This window comes from Halomonas sp. SpR8 (assembly GCF_031010195.1).
Classification (GTDB): Bacteria; Pseudomonadota; Gammaproteobacteria; order Pseudomonadales; family Halomonadaceae; genus Vreelandella.
In genome coordinates, this window is the sequence record NZ_JAUAMC010000001.1 from 429467 (window position 1) to 449708 (window position 20242).

At 54.9% G+C, this 20242-nt stretch carries 16 protein-coding genes; 7 read left to right on the top strand and 9 right to left on the bottom strand.

Annotated features, from left to right (window positions below):
* Positions 1-83: 83 nt before the first annotated feature.
* The 4 genes from pgi (at position 84) to serB (ending at position 7046) form a co-directional block, all read left to right on the top strand.
* Positions 84-1766: a glucose-6-phosphate isomerase gene (pgi, locus tag QT230_RS01915; RefSeq protein WP_308319799.1), complete on the top strand. Its 1683-nt coding sequence runs from the start codon at positions 84-86 to the stop codon at positions 1764-1766.
* A 181-nt stretch (positions 1767-1947) separates the two neighbouring features.
* Positions 1948-3843 carry a DNA topoisomerase IV subunit B gene (gene parE, locus QT230_RS01920; RefSeq protein ID WP_308319800.1) on the top strand — a complete coding sequence of 632 codons (1896 nt, stop codon included), beginning with the start codon at positions 1948-1950 and terminating at the stop codon, positions 3841-3843.
* A gap of 6 nt (positions 3844-3849) precedes the next feature.
* Positions 3850-6102, top strand: a complete 2253-nt coding sequence (gene parC / locus QT230_RS01925; protein ID WP_308319801.1) for a DNA topoisomerase IV subunit A — start codon at positions 3850-3852, stop codon at positions 6100-6102.
* Between the two features lie 20 nt (positions 6103-6122).
* Positions 6123-7046, top strand: a complete 924-nt coding sequence (gene serB, locus QT230_RS01930) for a phosphoserine phosphatase SerB (protein ID WP_308319802.1) — start codon at positions 6123-6125, stop codon at positions 7044-7046.
* A gap of 66 nt (positions 7047-7112) precedes the next feature.
* Here the strand turns inward: serB and QT230_RS01935 are convergent, their stop codons facing one another.
* Genes QT230_RS01935 through QT230_RS01960 form a run of 6 tightly spaced genes read right to left on the bottom strand, consistent with a single transcriptional unit; the run spans position 7113 to position 12980 of the window.
* Positions 7113-7499 (bottom strand): Na+/H+ antiporter subunit G, encoded by a 387-nt coding sequence (locus QT230_RS01935; protein WP_308319803.1) that lies wholly within the window; start codon positions 7497-7499, stop codon positions 7113-7115.
* 43 nt (positions 7500-7542) lie between these two features.
* Positions 7543-7812, bottom strand: a complete 270-nt coding sequence (locus tag QT230_RS01940) for a K+/H+ antiporter subunit F (protein WP_008958594.1) — start codon at positions 7810-7812, stop codon at positions 7543-7545.
* Positions 7806-8303 (bottom strand): Na+/H+ antiporter subunit E, encoded by a 498-nt coding sequence (locus QT230_RS01945; RefSeq protein ID WP_308319804.1) that lies wholly within the window; start codon positions 8301-8303, stop codon positions 7806-7808. The genes QT230_RS01940 and QT230_RS01945 overlap by 7 nt, the downstream gene beginning before the upstream one ends.
* Positions 8300-9811, bottom strand: coding sequence for a monovalent cation/H+ antiporter subunit D (locus QT230_RS01950; protein WP_308319805.1), 1512 nt, complete (start codon positions 9809-9811; stop codon positions 8300-8302). The genes QT230_RS01945 and QT230_RS01950 overlap by 4 nt, the downstream gene beginning before the upstream one ends.
* Positions 9808-10140, bottom strand: a complete 333-nt coding sequence (locus QT230_RS01955) for a Na+/H+ antiporter subunit C (RefSeq protein WP_308319806.1) — start codon at positions 10138-10140, stop codon at positions 9808-9810. Before QT230_RS01955 ends, QT230_RS01950 begins: the two co-directional genes overlap by 4 nt.
* Positions 10140-12980: a monovalent cation/H+ antiporter subunit A gene (locus tag QT230_RS01960; RefSeq protein WP_308319807.1), complete on the bottom strand. Its 2841-nt coding sequence runs from the start codon at positions 12978-12980 to the stop codon at positions 10140-10142. The genes QT230_RS01955 and QT230_RS01960 overlap by 1 nt, the downstream gene beginning before the upstream one ends.
* Before the next feature lie 172 nt (positions 12981-13152).
* Between QT230_RS01960 and QT230_RS01965 the strand changes: the two genes are divergently transcribed.
* Positions 13153-14043 (top strand): ion transporter, encoded by an 891-nt coding sequence (locus QT230_RS01965; protein ID WP_308319808.1) that lies wholly within the window; start codon positions 13153-13155, stop codon positions 14041-14043.
* A gap of 15 nt (positions 14044-14058) precedes the next feature.
* On the top strand, positions 14059-15765 hold the full coding sequence (gene leuA, locus QT230_RS01970) for a 2-isopropylmalate synthase (RefSeq protein ID WP_308319809.1): 1707 nt from the start codon (positions 14059-14061) through the stop codon (positions 15763-15765).
* 122 nt (positions 15766-15887) lie between these two features.
* Here leuA and QT230_RS01975 read toward each other — a convergent pair whose 3' ends face one another.
* The 3 genes from QT230_RS01975 to epmB all read right to left on the bottom strand — a co-directional run bounded on the left by QT230_RS01975 (position 15888) and on the right by epmB (position 19498).
* Complete coding sequence (locus QT230_RS01975) at positions 15888-17882, bottom strand: pyrroloquinoline quinone-dependent dehydrogenase (protein WP_308319810.1); 1995 nt, start codon at positions 17880-17882, stop codon at positions 15888-15890.
* A gap of 10 nt (positions 17883-17892) precedes the next feature.
* Positions 17893-18258 (bottom strand): hypothetical protein, encoded by a 366-nt coding sequence (locus tag QT230_RS01980; protein ID WP_308319811.1) that lies wholly within the window; start codon positions 18256-18258, stop codon positions 17893-17895.
* A 217-nt stretch (positions 18259-18475) separates the two neighbouring features.
* Positions 18476-19498, bottom strand: a complete 1023-nt coding sequence (gene epmB, locus QT230_RS01985; protein ID WP_308319812.1) for an EF-P beta-lysylation protein EpmB — start codon at positions 19496-19498, stop codon at positions 18476-18478.
* Positions 19499-19595: 97 nt separating this feature from the next.
* Here epmB and efp point away from each other — a divergent pair, with 97 nt between their 5' ends.
* On the top strand, positions 19596-20162 hold the full coding sequence (gene efp / locus QT230_RS01990) for an elongation factor P (RefSeq protein ID WP_308319813.1): 567 nt from the start codon (positions 19596-19598) through the stop codon (positions 20160-20162).
* Positions 20163-20242 lie beyond the last annotated feature (80 nt).

The window sequence follows — 20242 nt, forward strand, 5'->3', positions numbered from 1 at the left end:
GCGTCCTATTTAGTTCAGAACAGTAAGTCACAACAGTACGCCAGAACAGACCTTGCATGGAACGACGCCACTGGAGACGCCACATGGCCTCAGCATCAAGCGCTACCCCCGATACGTTACCTGCGTGGCAGACGTTAAAGCATCACGCTGAAACGCTGCAGCACGTGCATCTGAAAACGCTATTTGGCTCCGAGCCCTCGCGCTGGGAGAGTTTTACTCGCCAAGTGGCGGGCTTGACGCTGGATCTCTCCAAGCAGCGCTGGGATGACGATACCTTAGAGCACCTGTTTACGTTGGCCAGCGAGGCGGGCGTGCCCTCGGCGGTTGAGGCATTGCTAAGCGGTAAGCGAGTGAACGTTAGCGAAAATCGTCCGGCGTTACACACAGCGTTGCGTTTACCTGCTGATGCCACCCTTGAGGTTGAGGGAGAAGATATCGTCGCCGCCGTGCACGAAAGCCTTGCTCAAATGGAGCGTTTGGTCAGCCGGTTGCACGCCGGCCAATGGCGTGGAGCTACCGGCAAGCCTATTCGGCATGTGGTGAATCTAGGGGTAGGCGGCTCCGACCTGGGGCCGTTAATGGTCACCCATGCCTTGGCCGATTTTCGCCCCAAAGATATTCATCCGGTGGAGGTGCATTTTGCTTCCACCATGGATGGCTCGCAGTTGGCGGATTATCTCAGCCGTTTGAATCCAGAAACCACCATTTTCGTGCTGTCGTCAAAGTCGTTCACCACCATTGATACGCTCTCCAACGCTAATACCGCGCGGGAGTGGCTGCTGAGCCGCTTGACTCAGCATGGTGCGACGCCGATCAGCGCAGAGCTAGTTGTTCGTCAGCACTTTATCGGTGTCTCGGCGAGCCCGGACAAAATGACCGAGTGGGGTATTACTCCCGACCACCAGTTAACCTTTTGGGAGTGGGTAGGCGGGCGCTACTCGCTGTGGGGCACGATTGGTTTGCCGATTGCGCTGGTAGTGGGCATGGATAATTTCCGCGAATTCCTCGCCGGTGCCCATGCCATGGATCGGCATTTTTCTGAAGCACCGATGGAAGATAACTTGCCCGTGCTGCTTGGGTTGGCAGGTATTTGGAACGTCAATTTTCTGGATATTCGCGCGCACTCGATCCTGCCCTATGACGGCCGTTTGGAGTATTTCGCCGCTTATCTGGAACAACTTGAGATGGAGTCCAACGGCAAGTCGGTCACCCGCCAAGGCCAGCCGGTTAACTACTCGACCTGCCCAGTACTCTGGGGACAATTGGGCCCCAATGCCCAGCATGCGTTTTACCAGTTACTGCACCAAGGCACGCAGTCGGTGGTATGTGACTTTATAGCGCCGCTGAAGCGCTACGATGAGGTGGAAGAACCGGATACCCGCCGCCATCTTAAAACCCAGCATCGGCTAGCGCTGGCGAACTGCTTTGCTCAGTCCCGCGTGTTAATGCTCGGCGACGATGCTTTGGAAGACGACGGTCCGCGGCCTGAGCACAAGCGCTATCGGGGCAATCAGCCCTCTACCACGGTGCTGCTTGACCAGTTGACGCCCGCGACCCTTGGATCGCTGATCGCGCTTTACGAGCACAAGGTATTTGTTCAGGCGGTGATTTGGGATATCAATCCGTTCGATCAGTGGGGCGTTGAGTTGGGCAAACAGATTGCCACCGATACTCAGAAAATCATCGACCACCAGGGCGATCTATCGCGGATGGATGCTTCCAGTAAGGGGTTGATTGAGGCGTTTTGGGCGGCTGAGCAGGAGTGAATTAAGCTGGTGGTCAGCCGGGGCTACCCGGCGCCCCTGGTAATAAGCATGGCTAGATATACAGCTTTTTGCTTTTCCGCTATCCTGTGCCTCATTGCCAGCCGCCAACTCTCTTAAAAACATCTAGTACGGCTTGCCAGCATTAATTGCCAAGTACGATTTTTCAGGGAATCGACGTTACATGACCCAGTTTGATGCCTCTCAGTACGGCGCGAGTTCCATCGAAGTCCTGTCGGGCCTCGAGCCGGTACGTAAGCGTCCCGGTATGTATACCGACACCACACGCCCCAACCACCTTGCTCAGGAAGTGATTGATAACAGCGTCGATGAAGCGCTGGCGGGCCACGCCACCGAGATCAACGTCAAGCTGCATAGTGACGGTGGGATCGAAGTGCAGGATAACGGCCGTGGTATGCCGATCGACCTGCACCCCGAGCACGGCGTCTCCGGCGTTGAGCTGATCTTTACCAAGCTGCACTCGGGCGGCAAGTTCTCCTCCACCAGCTACCGCTTCTCCGGTGGTTTACATGGGGTAGGGGTTTCGGTGGTTAACGCGCTTTCGCGCCGCCTGGATGTCGAAGTCACCCGCGATGGCGCGCGCCATGCCATGGCCTTCGAGTTCGGTGAGAAGGTCGAAGAGCTACATGAAATTGGCAAAGCCCCTAAGCGGGCGAGTGGCACCCTGGTGCGCTTCTGGCCCGATGAAAGCTACTTTGATAGTCCCAAACTAGCGCTAACGCGGCTAAAACACCTGCTACGTGCGAAAGCGGTGCTGTGCCCCGGGTTAAAAGTCACCTTGCTAGAACCCGACGGTACCTCTACCGAGTGGGAGTTTGCCGATGGCCTGCGCGACTATTTGGTTGAAGCCACCGACGGCTATGAAGTGCTGCCTCGTGAGCCTTTCGTAGGCCACTTCAATGACGACGAGCACGGTGTGGACTGGGCGATTCAGTGGCTTCCCGAAGGCGGCGAAGCGCTGCTGGAGAGCTACGTCAACCTGATCCCCACACCCCAGGGCGGCACTCACGTAAACGGCTTTCGTTCCGGTCTGTTGGACGCGCTACGCGAGTTTTGCGAATACCGCAACCTGTTACCTCGCGGCATCAAGCTCACCGCCGATGACCTCTGGGAGCGCACCTTCTTTGTCCTTTCGGTAAAAATGCTCGACCCGCAGTTTGCTGGGCAAACCAAAGAGCGGCTGTCGTCGCGCACTATCGCAGGGTTTGTTTCCGGGGTGGTTAAAGACGCTTTCTCGCTATGGTTGAACCACCATGTGGATCAAGCCGAAGCGATTGCCGAGCTGGTCATCAATGCGGCGCAGAATCGTCAGAAAAAAGCCAAAAAAGTCGCCCGTAAAAAGGTCACTTCCGGCCCGGCGCTGCCCGGTAAGTTGGCGGACTGCTCCGGCCAGGATCCCGCGCAAAGCGAGCTGTTTTTGGTCGAAGGGGACTCCGCCGGCGGTAGTGCTAAACAGGCGCGCAACCGCGAAACCCAGGCGATACTGCCGCTACGCGGTAAAATCTTGAATACTTGGGAAGTCGAAACCCACGATATTTACGGCTCCCAGGAGGTTCATGATATAGCGGTCGCCATTGGCGCCGACCCCGGTAGCGCCGATTTGGAAAAACTGCGCTACCACAAGATCTGTATTCTCGCCGACGCCGACTCGGATGGCCTACACATCGCCACGCTGCTATGTGCACTGTTTGTGCGCCACTTCCCGAGCTTGGTAGATGCCGGCCACGTCTATGTGGCCATGCCACCGCTCTACCGCATCGATCTGGGCAAAGAAGTGCATTACGCCCTGGATGAGAGCGAAAAAGCCGCGATTCTCAAACAACTGGCCAATAAGCGCGGCACGCCTAACGTACAGCGCTTTAAAGGCCTGGGTGAAATGAGCCCGCTGCAGTTGCGTGAAACCACCATGTCGACGGAAACCCGCCGCCTGGTGCAGCTCACTTTGACCGATGGCGACGGCACTATGGAGATGATGGATATGCTACTGGCCAAAAAACGCGCCGGTGACCGCAAAAAGTGGCTGGAAGATTACGGCAACCTCGCAGACATTGAGGTATAACCCCCGATGACCATGGATATTCAAGTTGCGGAGGGCGACGTCGAACAACTCTCCCTGCGCGACTACACCGAAAAAGCCTACCTCGACTACTCGATGTACGTCATTCTCGACCGCGCCTTGCCCAATATCGGCGACGGCATGAAGCCCGTGCAGCGGCGGATTATTTACGCCATGCGCGAGCTGGCGCTGCACGCCAACGCCAAGTACAAAAAGTCGGCGCGTACCGTCGGTGACGTGCTGGGTAAATTTCATCCCCATGGCGATAGCGCCTGTTACGAAGCCATGGTGCTGATGGCGCAGCCGTTTAGCTACCGCTACCCGCTGGTGGACGGTCAAGGCAACTGGGGTAGCCCTGACGACCCTAAATCTTTCGCTGCCATGCGTTACACCGAGGCGAAACTCTCCAAGTTTGCCGAAGTGCTGCTCGGCGAGCTGGGCCAAGGCACCGTTGATTGGGCGCCCAACTTCGATGGCACCATGCAGGAGCCGCTAGTACTGCCCGCCAAGCTCCCCCATGTGCTGCTCAACGGCGGCACCGGGATTGCCGTCGGCATGGCTACCGATATTCCGCCCCATAACGTCTCGGAAATTGTCGAAGCCACCTGCCATCTGCTGCGCAACCCCAAGGCGACTACCGCCGATTTAATGGAGTTCGTGCCCGCGCCGGATTTCCCCACCGATGCGGAAATTATTACGCCGCCTGCGGATCTGCGTAAGCTTTATGAATCCGGCCGGGGCTCGGTAAAACTGCGTGCCCGCTATATTCGCGAAGAAGCCAATATCGTCATCACCTCGGTGCCGTATCAGGTTAGCGGTGCCAAGGTACTTGAGCAGATTGCTGCCCAAATGCAGGCTAAAAAGCTCCCCATGGTGGCCGACCTGCGCGATGAATCGACCCATGAAGAGCCAACACGGCTGGTGATTGAGCCGCGCTCCAACCGCATCGATGTTGAGTCGCTGATGGCACACTTGTTTGCCACCACCGACCTTGAAAAGAACGTGCGGGTGAATATGAACGTGATCGGCCTGGATGGTCGCCCACGGGTAATGCCGTTGCCTGAAATGTTGGGCGAGTGGCTGCAGTTCCGCCGCAGTACGGTACGCCGCCGTTTAGAGCACCGTCTAGGCAAAGTCGAAGACCGCCTACATATCCTGGAAGGCCTGCTGATTGCCTACCTGGATCTTGACGAAGTGATCCGCATCATCCGCGAAGAGGATGATCCCAAAGCCTCGCTGATCGCTACTTTCAGTCTTTCCGAACGCCAGGCCGAAGCCATTCTCGAGCTGCGCCTGCGTCACCTTGCCAAACTCGAAGAGATGAAAATTCGCGGCGAGCAGGATGAACTGGAAAAAGAGCGCAAATATTTACAGGGGCTGCTGGGTAGTGAAGCCAAACTTACCACCCTAATCGAAAAAGAGATCCGTGCCGCCGGTAAAGAGCACGGCGATGAACGCCGCTCACCGCTGGTAGAGCGTGAAGAGTCCAAGGCGCTGTCTGAAGTGGAACTCATGGGTGCCGACCCGATTACCGTAGTGCTATCGGACAAAGGCTGGATTCGTGCCGCGAAAGGGCACGACATCGACCCCGAAGGGCTCTCCTATAAAGCCGGGGACAGCTTCCAACTGGCGGCGAAGGGTAAAACCAATCAGCCGCTGGTGCTGCTAGACGATACGGGGCGGGCCTATACGCTTTCAGCGCATAACTTACCCAGTGCCCGGGGCCAGGGTGAGCCAGTGACCGGGCGGGCTAACGTTGCCGCCGGGGCGAAAATGGCGGGGCTAATGTTTGCGCCTCCCGAGCGACGTTTCGTGCTTGCCACCGATGGCGGCTACGGCTTTATAGCGCGGCTCGATACGCTCACCGGTAAAAATAAAGCCGGTAAAGCGGTGCTTAGTCTACCCAAAGGCTGCAACGTGATGGCACCGGTTGACGTGCCTGAGGGCGACGAATTGTGGGTTGCCTCGGTTTCAAACGAAGGCCGGCTGCTGTTGTTCCCGCTAGATCAACTACCTGAGATGTCCAAAGGCAAAGGCAATAAGATGCTCGATATCCCAGGCCCGCGGGCAGCGCGGCGGGAAGAGTTTGTCACGGGCATTGTCGTACTAGCGTCTAGCGACGCGCTTATGATTCATGCAGGTAAACGCAAGCTAACGTTAAAAGCTGACGATCTGGCTTATTATCGCGGCGAGCGAGGTCGACGCGGCAGCAAGCTGCCTCGTGGTTTCCAAAAAGTAGACTGGTTAGAGGCAGGGGAATAGACAATGGCAGGAGCTAATTGATGGCAGGCGGTGATTTGATCCTAACCGTACTAGCAGCACGTTTAACGGCCGATATTCAAAGGCAAGTAGATGCGTTAATTGCGCAGTTTGTCTTGCAGGAAAGCAGCACTCAACGGCTTGCCGATGTTTCTCTAGATGGCGAAGACATTGACTGCGTTGAGTATCGTCTGACAGGCGAGGTAGATGTTGAGGCAGTGCGTAAAGCGGCGCTAGTGCTGAGCGAAACCCTGAGCGTGGATATCGTTATTCAGCAAGATGCTCGCGATCACGTGCAGCCCCGCTTGGTTTGTTTCGATATGGACTCCACGTTGATCAAAGCCGAAGTGATTGATGAGCTGGCACGCCACCACGGCGTCGGCGATGAAGTGGCTGAAGTCACCGAGCGTGCCATGCGCGGCGAGCTGGATTTCAAGGCGAGCTTTCGTGAGCGCATGAGCAAGCTGGCCGGTTTGGATGAATCAGTGTTAGCGGAGATTGCTGAGGAACTGCCGTTGATGGACGGCGTTGAGCGGTTGATGGCCAATCTAAAGCGCTTGGGCTATCGAACTGCCATCCTCTCCGGCGGCTTCACCTACTTTGCTCGCTACTTGCAGGAGAAGCTGGGATTCGACGAGATCCATGCCAACGAACTGGTGATCGAAAATGGCAAGGTGACCGGCGAGGTGTGCGAGCCGATAGTGGATGCTGAGCGTAAAGCCGAACTGCTAGAAACCATAGCGCTACGGCAAGGTTTTAGCTTGGATCAGACGATTGCTGTGGGCGATGGCGCCAATGATCTCAAAATGCTAGCCAAAGCAGGTATGGGCATCGCGTTTCGAGCCAAACCTATGGTGCGTGCTCAGGCGCGACAGGCGATATCGTCGGTGGGCCTGGACGGCGTGCTCTATTTGCTTGGCTATCAGCAGCATGACTTAACGTCGTAAAAAATAGGACATCAAAAAATAAGGGGTGCTTGCGAGCACCCCCTTATTTGCCTTGTTAGCATGGCGTTAGCCATGGCCTTTATCGGGGTGAGGGACGGGTTTGTCGCCGACTTCTTCAGCCCTTAGTTCTACTGGATGGCCCTGGGTTTTAACCGCATGCTTTAAGCGCAGGTGCAACCCGGACTTGGCCAGCAGGTGGGCGCTGACGGGGGCAGTGATAAACAGAAATAGCGTAATCAGCAATTCTTGAATATCCGGCTTGCCATCGACACTCCAGAAATACAGCATTGAGGCCATCAGCATACAGCCGATGCCTAGCGTGGTGGCCTTGGTGGGGCCATGCAGACGCATGTAGAAATCCCGCAAATGTGCCATTCCCAACGAGCCGATAAATACAAAGATTCCGCCAGCGATCAGCAGCAGTGAGATAACCGCTTCAATAATTAATGACATAGTTCCCCCTGGCTCATATCCATCATTCGATCATTCATGTTAATCATTCGATGATGTCCCCGCGCAGAATATATTTGCACACCGCCACGGTGCTGATAAAACCGAGCATTGCGATCAATAGCGCCGACTCGAAGTAGGTTTTGCTGTTCAGCCACAGCCCCAACAGCACGATCAGCGCAATCGAGTTGACGTACATGGTGTCTAGGGCAAGCACCCGGTCGGGCAGACTAGGGCCAATGGTCAGCCGGTAGAGATTCATCAGCAGTGCCATCACGACCAGCGCTAAGGTGATATAGAGTGCAATGCTTAACATTCGTAAATCTCCTTTAGCGGACGTTCGTAGCGTTCGCGTATTTGTTCGATCAGCCCCTCTTCATCGTCGACATTTAAAGCATGAATTAGCAGTGATTTCCCGTCCATACGCAGGTTGGCCGAAACGGTCCCCGGCGTCAGGCTGATCGTACTGGCGAGCAGAGTGATAGTGAAACGCTCTTCGAGCATTAACGGATATTCAATGAAATGAGGTTTAAGTTTGCGCCAGGGGTTAGCGATCAGATAAGCCACTTCAAAGTTGGCGATGACGATGTCGCCTAGCACTCGGAAGATAAAACGCAGCAAGGTAAACGGCTTGGCGATCAGTGGCCGGGCATCCCAAAAGCGGTGGGTAAGCAGGGGAATCAAAATAGCTAACGAACCGCCTAACACGAATTGACCGAAGGCGTAGCTGCGTACCAGCAGTAGCCAAACCACTAGTAGTAAGATGGATAAAACCGGCGTGGGTAGCCAGGAACGCGGCGCGATCATTGGGCATCTCCAGCTTCAGGTAGTAGCGTGCGAATCAGCACCTGGGGGTTGGCGAGTTGCTCCGCCGTGGCTTGAGTGTAGTTGCTCACAGGGCCTGCCAGTATGACTAATAGCGGCGCTGCGCTGAGCAACCAAATAGCCCCGAACCACTGGCGAGGGGATAACGGACTGCCGTTGATACTGCCGCGTTGACTACGCCAAAATAGCGTAGAGCCCGCCCGTGAAAGCGCAATTAGCGAGGCCAGGCTGGTTAGCAACAGCAGTGGCCAAAGCCACAGGCGTTGTATGCCCTCGGCAGCATTGAGCATCAGTGCTTTACCGATGGCCCCTGAAAGCGGCGGCATGCCTGCGACGGCGATCGCGCCGACAAAAAACAGCATGGCGAGTACCGCGCCTTGCACCATAGGGCGCCCTTTTACCAAGCGTGTTCCTGCCTTACCACGCTGTAGGCCGATCATTTCCGCGAGCAGGAATAGTCCGCCGGTAATCAGCGTGGTATGAATCAGGTAGTAGAGTAGCGCGGAGGTTGCCTCGGGCGAACCAAGCCCGATACCTGCCAACAGAGTACCTACCGACACTAGCACTAAGTAAGCAACCACTAGGCGTAAGTCTCGTGCGGCCATCACCCCAACCCCAGCGATGGCGAGAGTAGCCAGCGATAGCCACCATATCCACGGTTGTTCCAGTGCTTCCAAGCCGCCTGCGCTATCGCCAAAAATGAGTGAGTAGACGCGTAAAATGGCGTAGATACCCACCTTGGTCATGATCGCAAACAGTGCCGCCACCGGCGCCGGGGCAGAAGAGTAGGCTTTGGGAAGCCAGAAGTAGAGCGGTAGGATTGCCGCTTTTAAGCCAAATACCACCAGCAGCATCAGCGCGCCCGCCGTAACCAAGCCTTCACGCTCTGCCGGTAGTTCAGCTACTCGGATAGCCATATCCGCCATATTAAGCGTGCCCGTGGCGCCGTATAGAATCCCCACCGCAATCAGGAATAGCGAAGAGCCAGCTAAGTTGAGAACCACATAATGCACACTAGCCTGAATGCGCACTTTGCCACCGCCGTGCAGTAACAGCGCATAAGAGGCCAGCAGCAGTACTTCAAAAAAGACAAATAGGTTGAACAAATCACCGGTTAAAAAGGCGCCGTTAATGCCCAACAGTTGCCACTGAAAAAGGCCGTGGAAGTTGCTGCCTTTTTCATCATCACCTGCGCAGGCAAAGACCACCGCACCAACGGCCAGCACGGCCGTAAGCAGCAGCATTAACGCTGAGAGGCGATCCAGCACCAGCACAATACCGAACGGGGCTTGCCAGTCACCCAGGGCGTAGTAGGTGACTTCACCGCTGTCGGCTTGGCGTAACAGGCCTATTGCTACCAGCAGCAGTAGCGCAGTAGCAACGACGCTGACAATACGCTTATAGCGCACTAATCCCTGGCGCTGATAAAGCAGCAAGATGCCCGCAATGAGCGGTAAAACAACCGGAAAAACAATCAAGTGCTGCATCATTCTCGGTCTTCCTTTTTACCGTCTACGTGGTCGTTACCTACTTCACTGCGCGCGCGCATTGCCAGAATGACCACGAACGCGGTCATTGCAAAGCCAATTACAATTGCAGTAAGCACCAGTGCTTGAGGAAGTGGATCAGCAACGTCAGCACCCTCAGAAACGATGGCGGGGCCATCGGTAGTTAAGCCGCCCATGGAGAACAGAAACAGGTTAACGGCGTAAGAGAGCAGCGTAAGCCCCACGACGACCGGAAACGTGCGGCCGCGCAACGTCAAGTAAAGGCCACAGGCTGTCAATACACCGGTGGTTATCGCGTAGAGTAGTTCCATTAGCGAGGTTCCTTGGCAGAGGGCGTTACAGCGCTGGTGTCGGCATCTTTTTCGGCGGCTTCGGTCACCGGGCGGTGGGCGGTGGTGACTTTGCCCAGATTGGCAAGAATCATCAGCGTGGCGCCTACCACGGCTAAGTACACACCTAGGTCAAAGAGCAGCGCGGTGGCCAGCTCAAAGGTACCGATCAGCGGTAGCGAGAAGTAACCGAAGGCCGAGGTTAAGAACGGATGACCAAACAGCCAGCTACCTAACCCCGTTAGGGTAGCAACGGCTACGCCAACCACGGCCACCGGCTGGAAGGGGAAGTCCAAACGCTCTTGCGCCCACGCCACGCCCCGCGCCATATATAGCAGGATCAGCGCTACCGCAGTAATCAGCCCGGCGATAAAGCCGCCGCCTGGCTGGTTATGGCCGCGCAGGAAGATAAACGCAGAAACCAGCAAGGCTAGCGGTAGTATCGTCATTGAAACAGACGTCAAAATTGCCGGGTAGCGGTCCGGCGACCATACCCGGCCTTCGCCATCACTGTGCGGTATAAACAGGCGTAATCGGTTGAGTAGTTTGAATATCGCGAGACCCGCAATCGCTAATACAGTGATTTCGCCTAGGGTATCGAAGCCACGGAAGTCAACCAGGATAACGTTAACCACGTTATAGCCGCCCCCGCCGGGCTTGCTGTTTTCCACAAAAAAGCTGGAAATCGACAGCATCTCACGGGTCATGACCGCGTAGTTAAGGCTGGCGACTACAAGCCCAAGTGAACCTGCTAGCAGCATATCGCGGATATTTCGCAGCGGGCTGGATTCTGGGGGCGTTTTCTGCGGCAGGAAAAATAGCGCCAGCATCAGCAGAATCATGGTGACAACTTCCACCGACAGCTGTGTCAACGCCAAGTCTGGCGCCGAAAAACGTGCAAAGGTAAGCGCTACAAAAAGCCCCACTACCGAGAGCATCAACAAAGAGATTAATCGGTAGCGGTGGGTGGCGGCGGTAGCAATGCCGCCGAATATCAACATGCCAGCGCCAATTAGGAGAATACCATCCAGTTCCTGATTGCCTGCTGCGCCGGTTAAGTCAGTGATTTGAACTAGACCAATACCTCCCATCAACAGCGCCGCCAGCCACAGCCAGCCTACATAGCGCTGTAGCGAATTGCCTTCCAGTGTCGCGATAAGCTGCTCGGCGCGATAGCCCATAGCAACAACAATGCGCTCAAACACACGCCGGGCATCGACGCTTGCAAACTGCTGGGTAAACCGGCGTACATCAGCGTGACGCCAATAGAGCGCAATACCCACCGCAAAAGCGAGCAAGCTCATAATCAGCGGCAGATTAACCCCGTGCCAGATAGCCAGATGAAAATCGAGCGGGCTGCCGATCACCGCTTGGCTGGCGAGCTCTAGTAATCCTGTGGCCATAAATGCCGGGAATAGACCGACTACTACGCAGAGCGCCACTAATATCTCTACCGGTAGGCGCATCAAATGCGGTGGCTCATGGGGCGATTTTGGCGGCGCTTCGCGGGCCGGTTTGAAGAACACGGCGTGCACTAAACGCAGCGAGTAAGCTACCGAAAGGATTCCACCGAGCGCTGCCAATGCAGGCAGTAGCCAGCTCAGTCCGCCTAAAACGGGCGTCGCTAGCGCTTCAGTGAAGAACATCTCTTTAGATAAAAAGCCATTAAACAGCGGGACTCCTGCCATGGCAGCCGCTGCCAATGTGGTCAGTAGCGCAGTGACAGGCATGGCTTTTTTAAGCCCACCCAACTGCTTCAGCTCTCGGGTACCGGTTTCGTGATCGATAATACCGGCGCTCATAAATAGCGCGGCTTTAAAAGTGGCATGATTGAGAATATGAAACAGTGCGGCCAAGATTGCCATGGGGCTACCGATGCCCAACAGCACGGTGATCAATCCCAAATGACTCACCGTGGAGAACGCCAAAATGCCTTTGAGGTCGGTCTTCATCAGGGCAAACCAAGCACCATACAGCATGGTGATAATGCCCACCAATGAAACGACCACGCTCCACAGTTCGCTGCCGGCGATGGCGGGGTGCAACCGCGCCATCAGGAAAATGCCCGCCTTGACCATGGTGGCAGAATGCAGGTAGGCCGAGACCGGCGTGGGTGCCGCCATGGCGTGGGGTAACCAAAAATGGAAAGGGAACTGCGCTGATTTGGTAAAGGCCCCTAGCAGCACCAAACCGAGCATAAGCGGGTAGCGCGGATCGGCAAGAATCATCTCACCGCTGGCCAGGACATCGCCCATGCTGTAACTGCCTGCCATATCGCCCAGTAGCAGTAGGCCAGCCAATAGCGCAAGACCGCCCGCGCCGGTGACGGTTAGCGCCATCCGCGCGCCTTTGCGAGCATCCGATTGGTGTGACCAATAGCCGATCAGCAAGAAAGACGATAGGCTGGTGAGTTCCCAAAATAGCCAGAGCAAAATCAGGTTATCTGACATTGAAATGCCCACCATTGATGCCATAAATAGCATCAGGAAGGCGTAGAATCGGCCAAAGGGTTCATCTTTTGCTAGGTAGTAGTGGGCATACAGAATAATCAGCAGTCCGATGCCTAGTATCAGCAGGTTAAACAGTAGCGATAGCCCATCCAGGCGAAACGCTAAGTCCAGCGCTAGTTCTGGCATCCAGGCAACAGAAAAACTTAGTTGCTCGCCATCCAGCAGAGCTGGCACGTTGAGTAGCGTCATTACTAAGGCGATAGCCGGCAGCACTGCCGTCGCAAGTGAGCATATATTGCGACCGTGGCGTTCGGTGAGTGCCGGCACCAGTACGCCCAGCAGCGGCAATAAGGCTATCCAAAGCAGTGTCATGGGATCATCCAGCGGCTAATATCAAAAAATCATAAGAGTACCACCAAGACGCCTATGTAGCATTTTGATGGCGCAGGATACATCAAGTTAAACAACAGGATATCACTTGTGTAGCAGGTGTGTAATTTTAGTATAAAGTGTGCCGGTCAACCGTTAAGAGATTTTCAGCTCCATGAGTGAACCATTCAATACCTGGCAAGCCCGCTTCGAAAAGCTGCGTAGTAACAAGTTTTTTGAAGCTATGGTAATTGCCATTATCGTTATTTCTGCTCTGGTGATAGGGGCAAAGACCTACGAAGAAACCTCTCAGGTGGAGCAGTGGCTGCTCTATCTTGATATGGCAGTGACGATTTTTTTCCTAATTGAAATTTTAATCAGAATGGCCGCGGAACGCACACTGCTTAGTTTCTTTAAAAAAGGCTGGAACGTTTTTGACTTCTTAATTGTGACCGCCAGTCTGATTCCGATGGACGACTCGGAAATGGTGCTGCTGGCGCGATTACTGCGTATTTTCCGCGTACTGCGCTTGGTGTCGATGATTCCTGAGCTGCAGATGCTGCTCAGTGCGCTGGTGAAGTCAGTACCGCGGATGGGCTATGTGGTGCTGCTGATGTTTATCATTTTCTATATTTACGCCGCCATTGGCAGCTTCCTGTTTCACAATGTCGATGAAGGGCTGTGGGGTAATATTTCGCTGGCGATGCTGACGCTGTTTCAAGTCGCTACCTTTGAGAGTTGGGCCACCGCGGTGCTATATCCGGCCATGGAGGTTTACCCTTACGCCTGGATCTATTTTTTAACCTTCATCTTTTTAAACGCCTTTATTTTTCTCAATATGATGATCGGTATTGTGCTGGATGTCATGCAGAAAGAGAGTGCCCAGATGGCGCTGGATAACGGTGAGGGCGAAGAGGCTGAGCTGCAGTTGTTACGCAACGATGTTCACGGGCTAAAAGCCCAGCTTGACCGTATGGAGTCAGCCCTTGCTCATGCTCACGAGACATCTCGTGTCGGCCATAATGACGCCGACGCTGCGTGTAACGAAAAGCCCACAACCGACTGATTTAGGAGAGCTGCCATGATGTTGACTGATCCTGCAAAAAAGTACCGCCCCTTTGTGGCCGTTGATTTGCCCGACCGCCAATGGCCGAGCCAGCGTATTGAAACAGCGCCTATCTGGTGCAGCGTTGACCTTCGCGATGGTAATCAGTCGCTGATTGATCCTATGGATCAGGAGCGCAAGCAGCGCTTATTCGACATGCTGCTAAGCGTGGGTTTTAAACAGATAGAAGTAGGCTTTCCGTCGGCATCGCAAACGGATTTTGATTTTGTCCGCTCGCTGATTGAGCAGGATAAAATTCCCGAAGACGTGACCATTCAGGTACTGACCCAGGCGCGCCCGCACTTGATTGAACGTACCTTTGAAGCGCTTCAGGGGGCCAAAAACGCCATCGTCCACGTCTATAACGCCACCGATCCCATGTTTCGCCGGGTGGTGTTTAACGTGGATAAGCCTGAATGCGTCCAAATTGCCGTGGAGGCGACTCAGCATATTCGCGCGCAGATGGAGGCAGCACCGGCAACCAACTGGACTTTTCAGTACTCGCCAGAGCTGTTTACCACTACTGAGATGGATTTCGCCGTTGAAATCGTCGAAGCGGTCATGGATGCTTACGGATCCAGCGCCGATAAACCCATGATCGTTAATCTGCCGGCCACGGTAGAAGTCGCACCGCCAAATAACTACGCCGATCAAATTGAGTGGTTCTGCCGCCACGTCAAAAATCGTGATCATCTGATTGTCAGCGTTCACCCGCACAACGACCGCGGTACCGGCGTAGCGGCCGCCGAGCTAACGTTGATGGCGGGTGCTGATCGTGTTGAAGGTACCCTGTTCGGGAACGGTGAGCGCACCGGCAACGTCGATATCGTTACCTTGGCAATGAACATGTACACCCAAGGCGTTAACCCGCAGCTCGATTTTTCCAATATCACGCCCATCATGCGTGAAGTGGAGTACTGTAACCAACTGCCGGTGCACCCTCGCCATCCTTATGTGGGCGATCTGGTATTTACTGCCTTCTCTGGCTCCCATCAGGACGCGATCAAAAAGGGCATGGCGGACCGCCGCGCGAATCCAGACGCATTGTGGGATGTGCCGTATCTACCTATCGACCCTCTGGATGTAGGCCGCAGCTACGAAGCGGTTATTCGGGTTAACAGCCAGTCGGGCAAGGGCGGTGTTTCCTATCTGTTGGAACAAGAACACGGAATCGAGCTGCCGCGGCGGCTTTCCATCGAATTCAGTCAGGTGGTGCAGGAAGTGGCTGAGCGCACAGGTAAAGAAATCACCTCACAAATGATTTATCAGGCTTTTGCCGATGAGTATTTGGAGCAGCGGGCGCCCTTTGCATTAGTTAATCACCGTTTGTCATCTGAACCTGACAGCCCCAAAGTAACGCTGGACGCCGTGGTCGAACAAAACGGCGAACGACAAGCCCTCAACGGCGAAGGTAACGGTCCGCTTGCAGCGTTTGTAAAGGCACTGGCCGCGGCCGGGCACGATGTAGAAATCATCGACTACCACGAACACTCTCGTGGCCAGGGCGCCGATGCGGAAGCCATTGCTTACGTGGAAGTGCGTATCGATGGCAACGCGGTGTTTGGCGTAGGCACTGACGAGAGCATTACCAGTGCCTCCATGAAGGGCGTTCTTAGTGCCATCAATCGCCACCACTCCACCCAGCCTGCGGCGGCGAATGTAACGGCGGAGACGTTGGGATAATCAGGCGTTAGTCCAGCGTACTCAAAGGCAAGTCGAAGAGACTAACTAAGAACAGAAGACTGAACATAAACGGGGCGGCCTCAAGGCCGCCCCGTTAGTCTTCTATTGAACAATCGAGAGAGTTATTCCGGCAGGGCGTAAACCGCAACCTGATCGCCCACCTGATCTTTCAAGATGCTGTTGCCACCGGAAACAAAGGCGACATATTGGCGACCGTTGTACTCGTAGATGGCAGGGTTCGAGACAGAAGGGGCCTCGGTCTGATCCGACCACAGCTCATCGCCGGTTTCCAGGGAGTAGGCACGCACCTTGGCATCCATGGAAGCGCCAATAAAGATAACGTTGCCAGCGGTTACCGCTGGGCCACCGATAGTGGGCGACCCCCAGCTCTCGGGCATAAAGAAGCCGTACTGTTGCGATGCGCCCACCGGGCGACGCCATTTGATATCACCTGTCGTCATATCAAGGGCAACAAGCTCACCAAAGGGTGGTTCCCAGCAGGGCATGCCCAACCGATTGAGTGCGACTTCTAAACGCATCCCATAGGGCGCGCCTTCCTGGGGAGCAAAGCCGCTTTCATTGCCCGATCCGCTATCGGCTTTTTCATAATCTTCGCGATTATAGAGCTTGATGTATTGCACGATATGCGAGGTATTGACGATCGCTGTCTGGCTCTCGGGATCGAAGGCTACGCCGCCCCACTGAACGCCGCCCGCACTGATGGGGTAGCCAAGCGTGCCTTCGCCTTGGGTTGTTGGTGGGGTGTACATGCCTTCATAGCTGAGGTCATCCCAGAGCGCCGAGCACTCACCGAAGCTGGCCACATCAGCCAACGCCCATACTTTGGGTTTTTCTGACTGATCTAACAGGGGGGCCGGTTTAGTCGGGAAGGGCTGTGTTGGGGCGTAAACTTCGCCCTCGATCAAACCGTCACCACTTGGCACCGGGCGCTCCTCAATCGGCCATACATCCTCGCCGGTTTCGCGATTAACCACGAATAGAAAGCCCATTTTGGTCGCCTGAATCAGCGCAGGGATCTCTTCGCCATCGACGGTAAGGTCCATTAGTGTTGGGGCTGAGTTAATGTCGTAATCCCATATATCGTGGTGCACCCATTGGCGCGACCAAACCACTTCACCGGTCTCAATATCCACGGCGGTGGTCGATGTGCCCAGCGGCACCTCTTCGGTGCGGTTGCCGCCCCAGTAGTTCGGCGAAGGGGAGGAGACCGGCAAATAGACCAGGCCAAGCTCTTCATCGGCGGACATGTGCGTCCAAACATTGGCGGTACCGCTCTGCTCACGCATTTCATCAGAGAGTGCCTGGAACGTCCATTCGAGCTCTCCGGTGCGGGCATTGATTGAGAAGACGGTGCCAGGGGGCGCCTCTTCATAGGCCCAGTCCATGCCTGCCCAGCCTAAAATCAGATGGTCTCCCACCACGGTAGGTGGTTGTAGCAGCGACAACGGCCATTTTTCATTGGTGTCATTCCACTGATTGGCGTCGAGCACGCCATTATCAGCAAAGCTTTCGCACAGCTCGCCGCTATTGGCATCGACCGCGAACAGTTGGGCATCCATGGTGCCCATATAGATAATTTTCTGGCAGGACTCATCCGCTTCCGGTTCGTCCGCTTCCCAATAAGCGACACCGCGATTCTTCAAGGCAGGCTGCGTCAGTGCCTCAAGAGAGGATTGGGTGTCGAAGCTCCACTTCTCTTCACCGCTACCGGGATCTAATGCAAGGATTCGATAGAATGGTGTGCCGATATACAGCGTGTCGTTGGCAAACACCGGCGTGGCAGACCAGACCGTCGCGGGTAAATCCCCTGAACCATCCGCAACATCGCCGGTATGCACTTCCCAGACTTTTTCCAATTCGCCAACATTGTCGGCATTAATCTGATCAAGCGGACTATATTTCTGGGCGTTAAGCTGACCATGAAAACTGTCCCAGGTCGGCTCTCCAGGTACCAGTGGAATCGCTGCTGTTGGCTCAGAGCTCTCTTGAGCTAGCAGCGCCGAGGGCGTTAGGCAAAGAGCCAAAGCGGTGATTGTGCCCAGGCCTGAGGTGAAGGAGCTGAATTGAGTCCTTTTGGAAAATAAGCAAGACGGCATGAATGGCTCCTCAAGAGTGGATTAGGCGAGCTTGGCGCGAGGGGAGGATAATATCGAGTATCAGGCCAACAAGACCGACGACCATCGCAACGCAGATCCACCACTGATGGAGAAGTATTCCAGCGAAAAATGTCCCGACCAGACCTAATAGGATAAGTACTCGCAGGGTAATGGAAGCGCCACGCCCTTTTACAGTAGCGAGAAGTAGGGCCAACACTACCAGCGCGATACAGGCCACAATAGCCACCAGCGCGCCGAGCGTTCCGGTAACTCCGGTCAGAGGGGCGAAATAAGCGTATAGAGCGATGGCAAGCCCGGCGAGTGAGGCGACTAGAAGCACGATTGAGCTTGTCTTAGAAGAGAGAGAGGGCGACATAGCATATGGCCTACTGGTAAGTGAAAAACCCGGCATTGAGGCTAAGTCAATGTCGTTAGCATGTTAACTATAGCAGTTTAAGGTGATTGTTTCGACCTATGTATACCTGTTTAGTGGACCTGTTTAGTACACCTGTATGGAAAAGCAAAGAGATCCACCTCAAGCGCCATAATTACAAGTTTAGCGCTTAGGATGAATGTGTGACGTTTGATCAGTGTTAAAGCGGCGTTTTGCTTGCCTTGCCAGGGATTTCCCGCACTAGCCGCGGCATTAAGAAACCCGGCAAATGGTTGCGTAACGCAGCCACCAGCGCGCGGGCTTCTTCATCCGAGATATCAAAATGCGCAGCGCCCTGCACGGGGTCTAATACATGTAGGTAATAGGGCAAAATGCCCGCTTCAAATAGCCGTTCCGACAGTGTAGCTAAGGTCGTCACGTCGTCGTTAACATCACGCAGCAGGACGCTCTGGTTAAGAAGTGTTACCCCGGCTTGTTTCAGGCGAGCACAGGCATCAATGACGGCTTGGTCAATCTCGTTGGCGTGGTTAATATGCAGCACCACGACTTTTTGAAAGCGGGTCGATGCTAGCCAGCCAAGTAAGGCGTCATCAACCCGGTCGGGAATGACCACCGGTAGGCGGGTATGAATGCGCAGCCTTGTAAGGTGCTGGATGCCTTCTAACTGCGCTACCAGCCAAGCCAACTGACGATCGCTGGCGGCCAGCGGGTCGCCGCCAGAGAGGATCACTTCATGAATGGTAATATCGTGACGTAAGTAGTCGAGGGCTTCCTGCCACTGCGCTCTAGAAGGTGAGTTGTCGCTATAGGGAAAATGGCGGCGAAAACAGTAGCGGCAGTTGATAGCGCAAGTCGGGCTGGCGATCAGCAGTACCCGGCCCGCATACTTATGAATCAGCCCTTTAGCGGGTTGGTGGTCGGCCTCTTTAAGGGGGTCAACGACATAGCCCTGAGGCGTGTGCGCTTCCTCGCCTAGCGGTATTACTTGGCGTAGCAGCGGGTCGTTTATATCGGCATAGGCTATTCTGCTGAGATACGCTTCTGGCACGCATACCTTAAACAGTTCGTGACCTATTTGGGCGCCTGTCAACCAATCGTGGCTGAGCCCTAGCCGTTCGCAAAGTGCTCGTGGGTCGCGAATGGCATGGGAGAGTTGCTGTTGCCACGAGGGGGATGCCTGGTCAGACGCCTGCTTGGCGACGACAATAATGTTCTCCTGCAAAAAGCCCTCCTTCGGGTTATCATGCGGCGCACAGATCATAGCGTGAAGCTGCGGCTTCGCAGACAAAGTCGTTAAGAATAGGTAATTGAGAGGCAATATGGCGAGTTATTCTACCAATGAATTTAAAGGCGGTCTGAAAGTAATGCTCGATGGCGACCCTTGTTCGATCGTTGAGAACGAGCTGGTTAAGCCGGGTAAGGGGCAGGCGTTTAACCGCGTTAAGCTGCGCAACCTGATGACTGGCCGTGTCGGCGAGCGGACTTTTAAATCCGGTGACTCGCTGGAAGGCGCCGATGTAATGGATCTAGAGATGGAGTATCTCTACACCGATGGCGACATGTGGCACTTTATGAAGACCGATGGCTCCTTCGAGCAGTACGCGGTAGAGAAAAAAGCGTTGGGGGACACTGAAAAATGGCTCAAGGAGCAGGTGCCCTACATCATTACCCTGTGGAATGATAAGGCAATTTCCGTGACGCCGCCGAACTTCATCGAGCTGGAAGTCGTTGAAACGGATCCCGGCTTGAAAGGCGATACCGCACAGGGTGGCTCTAAACCTGCGACGCTATCATCTGGTGCAGTGGTCCGCGTACCGCTGTTTATCAACCAGGGTGAGGTGCTGAAAATTGATACGCGCAGTGGCGACTACGTCTCCCGCGCTTAATGACTTTTCACCACTAGCTCTATTTGCTGGCCCGATTAGATGGCCACGCCTTGTGCGTGGCCATTTTACTTGGCAACCGT

Bases quoted from the DNA above. Each gene is read 5' to 3' on its own strand.
- pgi (WP_308319799.1), top strand. From the start codon at position 84: ATGGCCTCAGCATCAAGCGCTACCCCCGATACGTTACCTGCGTGGCAG.
- parE (WP_308319800.1), top strand. From the start codon at position 1,948: ATGACCCAGTTTGATGCCTCTCAGTACGGCGCGAGTTCCATCGAAGTC.
- parC (WP_308319801.1), top strand. From the start codon at position 3,850: ATGACCATGGATATTCAAGTTGCGGAGGGCGACGTCGAACAACTCTCC.
- serB (WP_308319802.1), top strand. From the start codon at position 6,123: ATGGCAGGCGGTGATTTGATCCTAACCGTACTAGCAGCACGTTTAACG.
- QT230_RS01935 (WP_308319803.1), bottom strand. From the start codon at position 7,499: ATGTCATTAATTATTGAAGCGGTTATCTCACTGCTGCTGATCGCTGGC.
- QT230_RS01940 (WP_008958594.1), bottom strand. From the start codon at position 7,812: ATGTTAAGCATTGCACTCTATATCACCTTAGCGCTGGTCGTGATGGCA.
- QT230_RS01945 (WP_308319804.1), bottom strand. From the start codon at position 8,303: ATGATCGCGCCGCGTTCCTGGCTACCCACGCCGGTTTTATCCATCTTA.
- QT230_RS01950 (WP_308319805.1), bottom strand. From the start codon at position 9,811: ATGATGCAGCACTTGATTGTTTTTCCGGTTGTTTTACCGCTCATTGCG.
- QT230_RS01955 (WP_308319806.1), bottom strand. From the start codon at position 10,140: ATGGAACTACTCTACGCGATAACCACCGGTGTATTGACAGCCTGTGGC.
- QT230_RS01960 (WP_308319807.1), bottom strand. From the start codon at position 12,980: ATGACACTGCTTTGGATAGCCTTATTGCCGCTGCTGGGCGTACTGGTG.
- QT230_RS01965 (WP_308319808.1), top strand. From the start codon at position 13,153: ATGAGTGAACCATTCAATACCTGGCAAGCCCGCTTCGAAAAGCTGCGT.
- leuA (WP_308319809.1), top strand. From the start codon at position 14,059: ATGATGTTGACTGATCCTGCAAAAAAGTACCGCCCCTTTGTGGCCGTT.
- QT230_RS01975 (WP_308319810.1), bottom strand. From the start codon at position 17,882: ATGCCGTCTTGCTTATTTTCCAAAAGGACTCAATTCAGCTCCTTCACC.
- QT230_RS01980 (WP_308319811.1), bottom strand. From the start codon at position 18,258: ATGTCGCCCTCTCTCTCTTCTAAGACAAGCTCAATCGTGCTTCTAGTC.
- efp (WP_308319813.1), top strand. From the start codon at position 19,596: ATGGCGAGTTATTCTACCAATGAATTTAAAGGCGGTCTGAAAGTAATG.